This is a genomic window from Rhizobium sp. CBN3 (assembly GCF_030518245.1).
GTDB lineage: Bacteria > Pseudomonadota > Alphaproteobacteria > Rhizobiales > Rhizobiaceae > Rhizobium > Rhizobium aethiopicum_A.
Genome location: NZ_JAULSE010000002.1, coordinates 177,915 through 191,283 on the forward strand (window position 1 = coordinate 177,915; position 13,369 = coordinate 191,283).

At 62.6% G+C, this 13,369-nt stretch carries 11 protein-coding genes; 4 read left to right on the top strand and 7 right to left on the bottom strand.

What is annotated here, in order from left to right; genetic code table 11:
- Positions 1-32: 32 nt before the first annotated feature.
- From QWJ46_RS03575 to QWJ46_RS03595, 5 genes are all read right to left on the bottom strand, one after another.
- A complete protein-coding gene (locus QWJ46_RS03575) occupies positions 33-1,205 on the bottom strand; it encodes an ABC transporter permease (protein WP_184455751.1) in 1,173 nt (390 codons plus the stop codon).
- A complete protein-coding gene (locus QWJ46_RS03580) occupies positions 1,205-2,203 on the bottom strand; it encodes an ABC transporter permease (RefSeq protein ID WP_302749054.1) in 999 nt (332 codons plus the stop codon). The genes QWJ46_RS03575 and QWJ46_RS03580 overlap by 1 nt, the downstream gene beginning before the upstream one ends.
- A 3-nt stretch (positions 2,204-2,206) precedes the next feature.
- Positions 2,207-4,114: an ABC transporter substrate-binding protein gene (locus QWJ46_RS03585; protein ID WP_302749055.1), complete on the bottom strand. Its 1,908-nt coding sequence runs from the start codon at positions 4,112-4,114 to the stop codon at positions 2,207-2,209.
- Complete coding sequence (locus QWJ46_RS03590) at positions 4,114-6,003, bottom strand: ABC transporter ATP-binding protein (RefSeq protein ID WP_302749056.1); 1,890 nt, start codon at positions 6,001-6,003, stop codon at positions 4,114-4,116. Before QWJ46_RS03590 ends, QWJ46_RS03585 begins: the two co-directional genes overlap by 1 nt.
- A 156-nt stretch (positions 6,004-6,159) precedes the next feature.
- Positions 6,160-7,503: an adenylate/guanylate cyclase domain-containing protein gene (locus tag QWJ46_RS03595; RefSeq protein ID WP_184455758.1), complete on the bottom strand. Its 1,344-nt coding sequence runs from the start codon at positions 7,501-7,503 to the stop codon at positions 6,160-6,162.
- 618 nt (positions 7,504-8,121) lie between these two features.
- Between QWJ46_RS03595 and QWJ46_RS03600 the strand changes: the two genes are divergently transcribed.
- On the top strand, positions 8,122-9,459 hold the full coding sequence (locus QWJ46_RS03600; RefSeq protein ID WP_302749057.1) for a nucleotide sugar dehydrogenase: 1,338 nt from the start codon (positions 8,122-8,124) through the stop codon (positions 9,457-9,459).
- On the opposite strand, the gene QWJ46_RS03605 is transcribed toward QWJ46_RS03600, so the two are convergent.
- Positions 9,449-10,624, bottom strand: a complete 1,176-nt coding sequence (locus QWJ46_RS03605) for a DUF3095 domain-containing protein (protein WP_302749059.1) — start codon at positions 10,622-10,624, stop codon at positions 9,449-9,451. The two genes, QWJ46_RS03600 and QWJ46_RS03605, sit on opposite strands and share 11 nt — an antisense overlap.
- 124 nt (positions 10,625-10,748) lie before the next feature.
- On the opposite strand from QWJ46_RS03605, the gene QWJ46_RS03610 reads away from it, so the two are divergent.
- Positions 10,749-11,228 carry a class I SAM-dependent methyltransferase gene (locus QWJ46_RS03610; protein ID WP_302749061.1) on the top strand — a complete coding sequence of 160 codons (480 nt, stop codon included), beginning with the start codon at positions 10,749-10,751 and terminating at the stop codon, positions 11,226-11,228.
- A gap of 40 nt (positions 11,229-11,268) precedes the next feature.
- Positions 11,269-11,769: a GFA family protein gene (locus tag QWJ46_RS03615; protein ID WP_302749063.1), complete on the top strand. Its 501-nt coding sequence runs from the start codon at positions 11,269-11,271 to the stop codon at positions 11,767-11,769.
- 16 nt (positions 11,770-11,785) lie between these two features.
- Here the strand turns inward: QWJ46_RS03615 and QWJ46_RS03620 are convergent, their stop codons facing one another.
- Positions 11,786-12,241 carry an Rrf2 family transcriptional regulator gene (locus tag QWJ46_RS03620; RefSeq protein WP_302749065.1) on the bottom strand — a complete coding sequence of 152 codons (456 nt, stop codon included), beginning with the start codon at positions 12,239-12,241 and terminating at the stop codon, positions 11,786-11,788.
- A gap of 130 nt (positions 12,242-12,371) precedes the next feature.
- Here QWJ46_RS03620 and QWJ46_RS03625 point away from each other — a divergent pair, with 130 nt between their 5' ends.
- Positions 12,372-13,277, top strand: a complete 906-nt coding sequence (locus QWJ46_RS03625) for an NAD(P)/FAD-dependent oxidoreductase (protein ID WP_302749066.1) — start codon at positions 12,372-12,374, stop codon at positions 13,275-13,277.
- The last annotated feature ends 92 nt before the right edge of the window (positions 13,278-13,369 follow it).

Below are 13,369 nucleotides of genomic sequence, written 5' to 3' on the forward strand. Positions count from 1 at the left end.
CGCGGTGCCGGAAGGCGCCGCCGAGCTTCCCGCTATTTGTAGGGATCTGCCGCATCGCGCAAGCCGTCTCCCAGAAAGTTGAACGCCAAAATGACAAGAACAACAGGAATGATCGGAAAGAGCAGCCAGGGATAGAAGGCGATGACGCTGACGCTTTTTGCCTCGGTAAGCAGAATGCCCCAGCTGGTGATCGGCGGTCGAAGGCCGAGGCCGAGGAAGGAGAGCGCGGTCTCGCCGAGGATCATGCCGGGGATCGAAATCGTCGCCGAAGCGATGAGATGCGACATGAAGCCCGGCACCAGATGGCGGCCGATGATGCGTGGCGTGCTGGCGCCCATCAGCTGCGCGGCCTGCACGTAATCCTCCTCGCGCAGCGCGAGCAGCTTGGAGCGCACGGCCCGCGCCAGCCCGGTCCAGTCGATAATGCCGAGGATGACGGTGATGCCGAAATAAATAACGATCGGGCTCCAGGTCACCGGCATGATGGCGGCGAGCGCCATCCAGAGCGGCAGGCTCGGCAGCGATTGCAGCACCTCGATCAGGCGCTGGACGATGAGGTCGAAGACGCCGCCCCAGTAGCCGGCAAGGCCGCCGATAACGATACCGAGCACGAAGCTGATCGAAATGCCGATAAGACCGATCGTCAGCGATATCCGCGCGCCGTAGAGGATGCGCGAGAGCACGTCGCGGCCGAGCCGGTCGGTGCCGAGCAGGAACATCTGGCCGCCGATCGCCGGGCAGACCAGATGATAGTTCGAGGCGACGACACCCCAGAACTTGTAGGAATCGCCGCGGCAGAAGAAACGGATCGGCTGCACGTCGTTCGGCCTGTCGGTATAGACGCGGTGCAGCGTGTCGAGATCGAGCGTCATGCTGCGGCCGTAGACGAAGGGACCGACGAACTCGCCCTTGTCGAAGAAATGGACGCGCTGCGGCGGCGCATGGATGAAATCGACGTTGCGCGTATGCAGGCCGTAGGGCGCCAGGAACTCGACGATCAGGATCATCAGGTAGACGGCGGCGAGAAAGATGCCGGAGATCAAGGCGAGCCTGTGCTGCTTGAACTTCCACCACATCAGCTGTTTCTGCGAGGCGAGATGGATGCGCGATTGCGCCGCCGTCATGCTCTCGGTCGCATGCGGATCGAAGGGCGCGGTGGAGACGTAGTGCGGCAGCGGCGCGCCGGGTGCGGGAAGGGGCGACATTATTTGGTGCTCCTGCCTTGCAGACGAATGCGGGGATCGAGGAAGCCGAGGGCGATATCGGAGATCAGCACGCCGATGACATTGAGGAAGGCGAGGAACATCAGGAAGGAGCCGGCGAGATACATGTCCTGGCTCTGCAGCGCCTTGATCAGCATCGGCCCGGTCGTCTCCAGCGACAGGACGATGGCGACGATCTCGGCGCCCGAGATGATCGACGGCAGGATCGAGCCGATGTCGGCGATGAAGAAATTGAGCGCCATGCGCAGCGGATATTTGACCAGCGCCCGCATCGGATGCAGGCCCTTGGCGCGGGCCGTCGTCACATATTGTTTCTGCATCTCGTCGAGAAGATTGGCCCGCAGCCGCCGGATCATCCCGGCCGTGCCGGCCGTGCCGACGATGATGACGGGGATCCAGAGATGGGCGAGGATCGACTTCGCCTTTTCCCAGCTCATCGGCGCGTTGAGATATTGCTGGTCCATCAGGTGGCCGATCGACAGCCCGAACCAGACATTGGCGAAATACATGAGGATCAGCGCCAGCATGAAGTTCGGAATGGCGATGCCGAGCAGGCCGAAAAAGGTCAGCCCGTAATCGCCCCAGCTATACTGATGCGTCGCCGAATAGATGCCGATCGGAAAGGCAATCAGCCAGGTGAGCAGGATCGTGGTGAAGGAAACGAGGATCGTCAGCCACAGCCGTTCGCCGACCACGTCCGAGACCGGCAGCTGGTATTCGAAGGAATAGCCGAAATCGCCGTGCAGCATACCGCCGACCCAATAGAAGTAGCGCACGATCTCCGGCTTGTCGAAGCCGTATTGCTGGCGCATCTCCTCGATTTCCTGGAGGTTGGCGGTCTCGCCGGAGGCGCGCAGCTCGGCGATCTGGCTCTCGAAGAAATCGCCGGGCGGCAGCTCGATGATGGTGAAAACAAGCGCCGAAATGACGAAGAGCGTCGGCACCATGGCGGCGATGCGCCAGAGAATGTATCTGAGCACGCCTCAGGCCTCCTTGTACCAGAAAACATCCGGCATATAGACGCCGAGATAGGAGGTGGGATCGAAGCCGTAGAGCGCCTTCTCCGGCAGGTTCTGCAGCTTGGCGGCACGCAGGATCGGCTGCAGCGTGCTGTTGATGAGGCCGATCGAGAAGACCTGCTGCGTGTAGAGCGACAGCATTCTGTGCCAGATCGCCTGACGCTCCTCGAACTTCGCCGTCGATCCCCATTGGCCGAGCAGATCGACCAGTTCGGCCGCTTCCGGCAGGTCGGGAGCGACACCTTCCTGGCCGGCGGAGAGATAATGCATGCCCCAGAGCGGCCATTGCAGCTGATCGTCGAGCGTCGGCGCAAGACCGGACGGCGACATGTCGGCCGTCGGCACGCCGTTGTCGAGGCCGTACCAAATCGACATCATGATCGTGCCGCTCATGGCGCGGTTGCGGAAGACGTCGCGCTGCGAGGTGCGGGTATAGAGCGCAAGCCCGATGTCGGCCCAGTGATCGTGCACCAGTTCCAGCACGTCGGTATCGAGATTGCTTTCGCCGGCGGTCTCGACGGTGATCTCGGCGCGCCGCCCGTCGGGCAGCAGCCTTATGCCGTCGTCGCCGCGCCTGGTCAGGCCGAGCTCGTCGAGCAGGCGGTTGGCCTCATCGGGATCGAATTTGACGAAGGCGTCGGCATATTCCTGCTTGAAGAGCGGACTGTCGGGCAGCACGGTATCGGCGCTCGGTGTGCCCAAGCCATAGAAGGCGACCATGTTGATCTCGTGCCGGTTGATCGCCAGCGACAGCGCCCGGCGCAGCCGCACGTCGCGGAACAGGCCGCGCCACACCTCATCGGCGCAGTTGAGGTTCGGCAAGAGCGTGATGCGCGAGCCGCGCGCGACCTTCCAGAGATTGACCTTCACCGGAAAACGCTTCTCCGCCTCCTTCAGGAAGGTGTAGTCGTTGAAATCGATCCCGGTTGCCTGCAGGTCGGCCTCGCCGGCACCCGCCTTGGCGGCGATGATCGACGAGGAAGAGACGTTGAGGACGAAACGGTCGAGATAGGGAAGCTGCCTGCCGTTTTCGTCGACGCGATGGAAGAACGGGTTGCGCTCGAAGACGAACTGCTCGGCCGGCAGCGCCGTCGTATTGCGCCAGGGATCCAGCGTCGGCAGGTTCGGATTCTCGGGACGATAGGAGCGCGCCATCTTGATGTGCAGGTCCTGCCATTTCTTGACGCGGAAGGTCTGCATCATCTGTTCCATCTTCGCCTGATCCGGCTGGAACTTCTTGTGGAACTGTTTCAGATAATGCGCCGGCCCGAAGATGACGAGCGGCTGCGGGCCTGCCAAGCTCGGCAGGAACATCGGGTTGGGTTTTTCCCAGGTGTAACGTACGGTCAGCGGATCGAGCATCTCGAAGCGCGGGAGACCGCCGTGCGGACGAAGCTCGAGTGCGCCGCCGCCGGGTGTGAGCTTGTCGTTGAGGATGACGTCTTCCCACCAGTAGCGGAAATCGTCGGCCGTGAACGGCGCCCCGTCCGACCATTTATGGCCCTCGCGCAGCGTGAAGGTGAAGACCGTCTCGTCCTCGGAGCGGAAATCGGCCAGAATGTCGGGCTGGAACTGCAGGTGCTTGTCGTAGCCGATCAGGCGAGCATAGCCGTAGATCGTCATGAAGCGGATGTCGCGCTGGCTGCCGATGATGGTGCGCACCGTGCCGCCATAGGCGCCGGGCTCGAGCCCCATCTCCTTCAGGTTGAAGATGCGCGGACGGGCGGGAATGCGCTCGGCCATCGGCGGCAGGCTGCCTGATGCCAGCCGCTCCTTGAGGAATTCCGGTTCACCGGCCTGCTCGGCCCGCAGCACCGCCGGCGCGATCGCAGCACCGACGAGGCCGCCCAGAAAGGTGCGACGCGTCACCATCAGCGCAACTCCCGGATATCGGCGCCCTTGCGGGCGCGCACCAGATGGCCGTCGCCGAGATCGGCATAGGCAAGCTCGGCCGCGTCGTCATGCTCGGCGGTGAAGGTCACGCCCCAGTTCTGCTTGTCGGCGGCGCCGTTTTCCCGGAGCGCCCTGAAGTCGAGCGGCCGGTCGAGATCGGGGAAGGGGACGGCGGCGAGCAGCGATTTCGTATAGGGATGCACCGGATCGCGCAGGATGATCTCGCGCGGCGCGATCTCGACGATACGGCCCTTGCACATGACGGCGATGCGGTCGGCCATGTAATCGACGACGGCGAGATTGTGCGAGATGAATAGATAGGTCAGCCCCAGCTCTTTCTGCAGATCCTTGAGCAGGTTGAGGATCTGCGCCTGGACGGAGACATCGAGGGCCGAGACCGGCTCGTCGAGGATGACGAGTTTCGGGCCGAGCGCCAGCGCGCGGGCGATGCCGATGCGCTGGCGCTGGCCGCCGGAAAAGCTGTGCGGGTAACGGCTGAGGTAACGCTTGTCGAGGCCGATCGCGCCCATCAGCCCTTCGACCTTGCGCTTGCGCTCGGCGCTGTCGCCGCGGTCGTGGATCTCGAGCGGTTCGCTCAGAATGTTGCGCACCGTCATGCGCGGCGAAAGCGAGGAGACAGGATCCTGGAACACCATCTGGATCTTGGTGCGCAGTTCCTGCAGCTCGGCGCCCTTGACGGCGAGCACGTCGATGACTTCTTTGCCGTCGTCGAACACCACCGAGCCGCCGTCGGGGGTTATGGCGCGCATCAGGATCTTGCTGAGCGTCGTCTTGCCGCAGCCGGATTCGCCGACCAGGCCGAGACATTCGCCGCGGCGGATATCGAAGCTGACGTCGTCGACGGCACGCACGACGGTGGCTTCGTGCCTGCCGAAAAGGCTGCGCCTGCGCGTCCTGTAGGTCTTCGACAGATTAGCGACGGAAAGCAGCGTGCCCGGAGTTTCGGCCTGTAGCGGCTTCTTCTTGCCGACAAGGGTCTCGAGATTGACCGGCACGTCGCGCAGCGCCTTCAGCCGCTCGCCGGGTTTCATGTCGAAATGCGGTACGGCCGCCATCAGGGCCTTCAGATACGGATGCTGTGGATTGCGGAAGATCGCCTCGACCGGCCCCGCTTCCATGATCTCGCCGTGATAGATGACGACCACCTCGTCGGCCATGTTGGCAACGATGCCGAGATCGTGGGTAATGAGCAGCATCGCCATGCCGAGCTTGGCCTGCAGGTCACGCAGCAATTCCAGGATCTGCGCCTGGATCGTTACGTCGAGCGCCGTCGTCGGCTCGTCGGCGATCAGGAGCGCCGGCTTGCAGATCAACGCCATGGCGATCATGGCGCGCTGGCGCATGCCGCCGGACAGTTCGAACGGATACATGTCGTAGGTGCGGTGCGGATTGGAGAAGCCGACGAGGCCGAGCATTTCCTCGGTCCTTTGACGTGCTTCCTGCTTGTCGACGTCGGTATGGATCAGCAGCACCTCGCTGATCTGGTTGCCGACGGTATGCAACGGCGACAGCGAGGTCATCGGCTCCTGGAAAATCGTCGCCATGCGCTTTCCGCGCAGATCGCGCATCTCTTCACTGTCGCGCGGCAGCGACAGGATATCGGTCGTGCTGCCGTCGAGCGGATCGGTAAAGAGGATACTGCCCGACGCCCTGGCCGGATTGGGCAGGATACCCATGATGGCCTGGCTGATTACCGATTTACCGGAACCGGACTCACCGACGAGAGCGGTGACCTTGCCCGGAAGAATGCGGAGATTGGCTTCCTTTACGACACGCAGGCGGTCGCCGAAAACGGAGAAGGAGACGTCGAGATTCTCGATACGCAACAGATCGGCAGCGGACGCCATACCAACGAAATTCCCCAGTCTTCTATGTTCCCGTTAAGGCAACACTATCGTACCGCAAACGGGGTGTCTAGCTGATGACAATCAAGGGGAAATTGCCGCGTTTCATCATCTCTGTCCGGAAGAAACGGGCCGTTTTAGCGGCTGCAACCTGACGTTTTACTGGATGAATTTCTCCATACTTGTGCGCTTGACCTGTTTCTTGGCGTCGCGGTGCAGGAGAATAACCTGTTCGGCTTCGGAAAGTCCATTCTGCACGGCCTCGCGGAAATGTTCGTCGACTTGGATTTCCGGCGCCGGGGCACGCGGCTGCAGCACGGTTACTTTCTGGCGGACGCCGCGCAGCTTCTCCTCGCCGAGCGTCGTCCACTCGCCGCCGCAATAGCCGGCGAAGGCCTGGCTGGCGACGACCTCGCGGCCGTATTTCTTGGTCAGGATCTGCAGACGCTGCACCTCGTTGACCGCCGATCCGAAGGCGGAGAAGGTCAGCCGGTCCTTGAGGCCGACATTGCCGAACATGACATTGCCGACATGCAGGCCGATGCCGTAACCGATCCTGGCCAGGCCCTTTTGCTCGCGGTCGCGGTTGAGTTCGGCCACCCGCGCCTGCGCCTGGTAGACGGCCGAAAGTGCTGACTCGCAGGCGATTTTCGATGGGTCCTTGTGACGCCCGCAGGGATAGACGGCCAGAAAGCCGTCGCCGAGGAAGCTTAGGATCTCGCCGCCATTGCGGTTGAAGGGGGCTGCGATCGCGTCGAAGAACTGGTTCAGCGTATCGATATAGGCCTGCCTTCCTTCCTTTTCGGCATACATGGTGGATTCCCGCATGTCGCCCATGACCAGCGCCGCACGGATCGTTTCGCCGTCGCCGCGGCGGATCTGGCCGTTCAGCACCCGCTTGCCGGCGTCGCCGCCGAGATAGGTGGTCAGCATGTTGTTGGCGAGCTTGCCGAGCACCGCCATCTTGGCGGCAACCGCCAGATGGTTCTGCATCCGGAGCAGCGCGTCGATCATGTCGTCGGTAAAGCCGTCATGGTGGTCGGTCGACCAGGATCCCATCATACCCTGCACCGAATCGTCGCCGAAGGGCTGCACGAAGGCGAGGTAATCGGTCATCCTGTCCTTGCGCAGGTCCTCGAAAATCGGGAATTCGGCCGGCCCTTCCTGCATCAGCCGCCGGCGGATGTGCTGCAGGTTGTTGTCGAGCAGGTAATAATAGGGGCTCTGCAGGAAGCGGTCCGGCTTCTGGCCGGCGGGCATGCGGAAGCCCTCGATGGTGACGCCGCTGGCGCGCCGCCAGGTGAAGCTCAACGCATCGTAGAGCGGATGCAGCATCGAAAAGGTCAGGTGCACGCGCGCGATCGGCAGGCCGGCGGCGGCAAGTCTTTCGCAGAAGCCGCGCACGATGTTTTCGAGGTCGTCGCCGGCCAGCGAGGAATGCGTCAGCCATTCGGCGACCCGGTCCAACAGGATGGAGGACACGCTGGATTCGATCGTGCTCATTCTCGGTATGATCCTCATAAGGCACGCCATCCCCAAGAGCCAAAAATCCCCCGGCCGACGCATTTTCATGCGCAGGTCACAAGGAAATCAGGATGTACGAGCGGTAATAATTGTCAACGATCTGCCGAAAGCCCGGCAGTAGCGCCCCCCGAATGGGGGATCGGACGGGAAGTCCTTTCTCGATGGTTCAATATCCAACTCAGATAGGGATGCTGCAAATGCGAAACAATGGGAGCCGGACTCTTTTGTGCGCCGAAGTTGCAGCAAAGGCCGCCGCCGGGGCATTTCGGCCACACCTCCGACTAAGGATCTTGAGCATGAATATCCGAAAAATCGCGAGGCAAAACTCTGCCGCGTAACCCATCCCTAACCCCTCCCCACAAGGGGGAGGGGCTTAACTTGCCGTGATGCCCTATTGAAATCATCGCCGAGAAGGCTGAGCTCGAACGAGCGCAGGTCGGCGCCACGAGTGAGCCCCTCCCCCTTGTGGGGAGGGGTTGGGGAGGGGTCTTGGGACGGTACAGCCCGGGCTGATGGCTGACAGAATGAACCGGGTTTAATTCCCCGCCATCATGCATTAGATCAGCTTCCTGAATTCCCCAATTGAAAGATCCCGCCTTGGCCACTTCCACCTTCGACACGCTTCTGCAGAAGATCGAAACCCGCGCGGCGCGTGCCGGTATCATCGGGCTCGGTTATGTCGGCCTGCCGCTGGCGATTGCGGTGGCGCGCAGCGGTTTTCCGGTCACAGGCTTCGATATTGATCCCGGCAAGATGGTGGCGCTCGATGCCCGCCGCTCCTATATCGATGCCGTCAGCAACGAGGCGCTTGCCGCCGAAATCGATGCGGGGCGGTTCCAAGCGACGACGGATTTCGCCGGCCTTGCCGCATGCGATGTCATCATCATCTGCGTGCCGACGCCGCTGACCAAACATCGCGACCCAGACCTTTCCTTCGTCGAGGTGACCTCGCGCTCGATCGCTGAGCACCTGCGTCCCGGCCAGCTCGTCGCGCTGGAATCGACCACCTATCCCGGCACCACCGACGATATCGTCAAGGTCATTCTCGAAGGCACCGGGCTGAAATCCGGCGTGGATTTCTTCGTCGGTTTCTCGCCGGAGCGCGAGGATCCCGGCAACCAGCACTACCACACGGCCACCATTCCCAAGGTCGTCGCCGGCGACGGGCCTGAGGCGTTGGCCTTGATGAAGGCTTTCTACGGCGCTGCGGTGTCGACCGTCGTTCCGGTCTCCTCGAATGCGACGGCCGAGGCCGTCAAGCTCACCGAAAACATTTTCAGGTCGGTCAACATCGCCCTCGTCAACGAGCTGAAGACCGTTTACGCAGCGATGGGCATCGACGTCTGGGAAGTGATCGACGCGGCCAAGACCAAGCCCTTCGGCTACATGCCCTTCTATCCCGGCCCCGGCCTCGGCGGCCATTGCATCCCCATCGATCCCTTCTACCTCACCTGGAAATCGCGCGAATACGAGCTGCCGACCCGCTTCATTGAGCTTGCCGGCGAGATCAATTCGGCCATGCCGCGCTATGTCGTCGGCAAACTGGCCGAAGCGCTCGACGTGCGCGCCGGCAAGGCACTGAGCCGCAGCCGTGTGCTGGTGCTGGGGCTCGCCTATAAGAAGAACGTTGCCGATATAAGAGAGAGCCCGTCGCTGCGGCTGATCGAGATCATCGAGGAACGCGGCGGCCGGGCCGATTACCACGATCCCTTCGTCGCCGAGATCCCGCCGACGCGTGAACACCAAGCCCTGAAGGGCCGCAAGTCGGTGACGCTGACCCCGGAAGCGGTGGCCGGCTACGATGCCGTGCTGGTCGCGACCGACCATGACAGGATCGATTATACGATGCTCGCTGAAACTGCGGTGCTGATCATCGATACGCGCAACGTCTTCGGCCGGATCGGCCTCTCGGCCGCTCACGTCATCAAGGCGTGACGGAAACAGCCGAAAGCGATTTGCCGGTCATGCGGCTGGCGGCGACGGCATAGCCGCCGGCGGCGCCGTCAATGAAATGCATGTGGTCGCGCGAGATCGGCGTCGGCACGAAGCAGGTCATCAGCGCCGAGGACTGGCGATGAAGGCCATAGCGGCAAATGCCACTCGCCCGCGCTTCTTCCAGCAGCGTCTCGATCCGTTTCAAGCGGCCGACGTCGACATCGACCGTCATCTTCAGACCGTCGTCGAACTTGCGGAAATCGGAATTGCCGGCGACGTCGCGCTTGTAGCGACGGGCGTCGAAGCGGCCGAGCGGAATGCCGAGCCTGTAGCACCCCACGATAACGGCAAGCTGCAGGAAGATGATCAGCTTCTGCCACAGCCGTCTTCCCGCGGGCGCGGTGGCCTTGGCCTCGCGATTGATGCCCTTCAGCGAGAAGGCGAATTTCGGGCCGTCGGTCGGCACAGGGTGGCTGCCGCGGTTCTGCTCGGCGGTGATGGCGACGATGTCGTTGACGAGATCGCGGAACTCTTCGCCCGGTCGGCCTTCGCCGGGCACGGCGATGATCGAGACGATCTCGCCGTTCTCGGCCTCGATCGGGCTCCAGCGGCAGGAAAGGCCGGTGAGATCCGGCCGCGTTCCGGGGGCGGCGCGGTCGACGCCGTAACGGCCGAGTTTCATCTGTCGTTCCGCCCAGCTCGTGCCGCCGCCCCAGAACATCGCGTAGGTGACATGCGGGCTTGCGGAATAGCGCGCGACACGGACGTCGAGGCCTTCGGCGCGGGTATCGGAGACCGGCACGATGGCGATGCGCAGCATCAGGCCGAGATCCTCCTCGACCCAGACCTGCACGGCGGCGAGCGCATCCCGCGCCGCCTTCTCCAGCGAACCCGGAAGCGCGATCAGCGCGCCGTCGCCACCGAAGACGAAGGGATAGTCTCCCTTGCCGACGGCATTCAGCACCGCCGAAATGACGCTGGCGCCCGCCATGTTGACGTCCTTGTAGCGGCCGCCGGCAATCGCCTGCGTCGAACCGACGATATCGGCAAGCGCCAGCACCCATCCCTCCGGCAGTGGCCGGTAATTGCCGGCATCGGTCACGCCCTCGAAGGCGCTGAAGCGCGGCACGTTCGCAAAGAATTCTTCGTCGGTCACGGTTGTCATGTCATCGACCTTAGCACAGACCCATATCGCTGCTGCAACGCCAATTCCCATCTACGGCAATCGACTTGGCAAGGTTTCATGTGTTAGCACGCGCTCACGATTTTCATCACGGATACGGATTTCGATGAGCCGCCTCGACAGCTTCATTCGCCGGTTGACGGCCCAACGCGACATTCTGAACGCAATCACCGATCTGGTCGAGGATATCGAAGGCCCGGTGCTGGAGTTCGGCCTCGGCAACGGCCGCACCTATGATCACCTGCGCGAAAAATTCCCCGGCCGCCGCATCATCGCTTTCGACTGGGAGGTCCGCTCCTATTCGGCCTCGACGCCAGAGCCGCAAGATATGGTCACCGGCAACATCCGCGATTCCGGCCAGGCCTTTCTCGGCATCGGCGCAGCCCTTGCCCACGCCGATATCGGCACCGGCCATGACGAGATCGACGCCGTGACGCTGACCTGGCTGCCGCAGTTGATGGCCGGCGTGCTCGCCCCGAACGGTATAGCGGTCAGCGGCCTGCCGCTGGAGCATCCGGAGCTCACCGCACTGCCGCTGCCTGAGGGGATCAAGGAAGGACGGTACTTTCTCTATCGGCGGGTGTGAGGGAGAGTAAGCCGCATCCCGCGTTTGAAGGAGGAGAAAAATGAAACGCATCGAGATGGAAGTGAGCGGCGGCTGCCAGTGCGGTGCCGTGCGCTACCACGCCACCGCCATGTTCGACAATTCGCATCTCTGCCATTGCCGTATGTGCCAGAAGGCCTCGGGCAACATCTTTGCCGCGCTCGTCGCCGCGCCCGATGATGCGCTCAGCTGGACACGCGGCAAGCCGAGCGTCTGGAAGAGCTCGGAGCTTGTGGAGCGCGGCTTCTGCGCCAATTGCGGCACCCCATTGTTCTTCCACCATCTGGAAAACGGGCGCACCAACCTGATGATCGGTTCGCTTGACAATCCGCATCCCTTCGCGCCGCATGCCAATACCTGCACCGAAAACATGGTGGCATGGTTCGAGACGATCACGGACATAGAAAATACCGGTGCGACCGAAACCAACGGCGCCGACTGGGCCGCAGCGATCAAGGAGAGCAACAACCAGCACCCCGATCGCGATACCGCCTCGTGGACGGTGAAGGGACGTGACGGCTGATTTCTAGAGCTTCCGCTCACGAGGCGCAGGAATAAGCCGCAGCCGAGCGCGCCGTCAGTTTTGTCTCGAAGTCAGCCGCGATTTTCTCCAGGGTCACGCTGCCCAGCCGCCTCAAAAGCAGCGCCTCCGCCTCCTTCATCGCATCGGCCAGCGCGTTATTTACCGCCTGTTCGACCAGACATTTGGGCTGATCGTCGGCGGGGCCGATGGCAAAGAGGTGGGGTTCGCCAAGCGCGTTGTAGACGTCGAGCAGGGTGATCTCGGACAAGGGTCGCACCAGCGTCCAGCCGCCGCCATGGCCTTTTTCCGAATGCACATAGCCCTGCTGGCGAAGCCCGGCCATGGTACGGCGGACGACGACGGGATTGGTGTTCAGCATCGTTGCAATCATTTCGGAGGTCGCCGCATCCTGATGCCGATCCATGTGGATCAGCACGTGCAGCATGCGGGAAAGGCGGCTGTCGTTGCGCATGGTTCTATCCTGTCGACCGAGCGCGCCATTATCGCAGGCAGTTTGTAACAAGACAAGTGACATGAGCCTTGACCGCCTCGCTTCATGTAACTTATGATGATTCATGAGCCAATATCGAGGGAGTTACCGCATGTCCTACGAAGTCATCATCATCGGCGGCAATTTTGCCGGCCTGTCGGCAGCCATGCAGCTCACCCGGGCGCGGCGGCGGATTCTGCTCGTCGATGCGGGTGCGCCGCGAAACAGGTTTTCGCGGGCCTCGCACGGCTTTCTCGGTCAGGATGGCCACGCGCCGGCGGCAATCATGGACGAGGGGAAGAGGCAGCTTTCGCTTTATCCGAACATCACGCTGCGCGACGGCAAGGTTATCCGCGCCCGGAAGGAGGGCGAGGAATTCACGATCGCCATCGAAGGCGGCGGTGAAGAACGCGCTGCCCGTCTCATTCTCGCAACCGGCGTCAGCGACACGCTGCCCGACATCCCCGGCCTTGGCGACCGCTGGGGCCGCTCGGTGCTGCACTGCCCGTATTGCCACGGCTATGAGGTAAGCGGCGGCGAACTCGGCGTCCTCGCAAACCATCCGCATTCGGCCCATTCCGCCATGACGATCCCGGACTGGGGCGCGACCACCTTCTTCACCCAGGCACTGTTCGAGCCCGATGAAGAGCAGCTCGCACGGCTGACTGCCCGTGGGGTACGCATCGAGCGCAGCCCGATCGTGGAGCTGTTGGGCGATAGCCCGAAACTCCAGGCGGTGCGTCTCGCCGATGGCCGTATCGTGCCGCTCGACGCCATATTCGTCGCGCCGAAAACGGCGATGGCAAGCCCCATTGCCGAACAACTCGGCTGCGCCTTCGACGACGGTGCCTTCGGACTGGTCATCCGCACCGGCGAAAACAAGGAGACCAGCGTCAAGGGAGTCTTCGCCGCCGGCGATGCGGCGAGCTCGATGCACAGCGGCACGCTCGCCTCCGCCTCCGGCGTGCTCGCTGGCGTGCATTGCCATCAGTCGCTGGTGATGCAGCCGGCTGCTTAGGGCAGAAACGGCACGTTATTTCGGTTTCTCAAGCAGATCAGGGACGTTCAAGTCCACCTCGTAGTCTTCGAGTGGAAATCTCAACGCGTTAA

Coding starts and splice junctions, on each gene's coding strand:
- QWJ46_RS03615 (WP_302749063.1), top strand. CDS start 11,269: ATGAAACGCATCGAGATGGAAGTGAGCGGCGGCTGCCAGTGCGGTGCC.
- QWJ46_RS03605 (WP_302749059.1), bottom strand. CDS start 10,624: ATGACAACCGTGACCGACGAAGAATTCTTTGCGAACGTGCCGCGCTTC.
- QWJ46_RS03625 (WP_302749066.1), top strand. CDS start 12,372: ATGTCCTACGAAGTCATCATCATCGGCGGCAATTTTGCCGGCCTGTCG.
- QWJ46_RS03620 (WP_302749065.1), bottom strand. CDS start 12,241: ATGCGCAACGACAGCCGCCTTTCCCGCATGCTGCACGTGCTGATCCAC.
- QWJ46_RS03585 (WP_302749055.1), bottom strand. CDS start 4,114: ATGGTGACGCGTCGCACCTTTCTGGGCGGCCTCGTCGGTGCTGCGATC.
- QWJ46_RS03575 (WP_184455751.1), bottom strand. CDS start 1,205: ATGTCGCCCCTTCCCGCACCCGGCGCGCCGCTGCCGCACTACGTCTCC.
- QWJ46_RS03590 (WP_302749056.1), bottom strand. CDS start 6,003: ATGGCGTCCGCTGCCGATCTGTTGCGTATCGAGAATCTCGACGTCTCC.
- QWJ46_RS03595 (WP_184455758.1), bottom strand. CDS start 7,503: ATGAGCACGATCGAATCCAGCGTGTCCTCCATCCTGTTGGACCGGGTC.
- QWJ46_RS03610 (WP_302749061.1), top strand. CDS start 10,749: ATGAGCCGCCTCGACAGCTTCATTCGCCGGTTGACGGCCCAACGCGAC.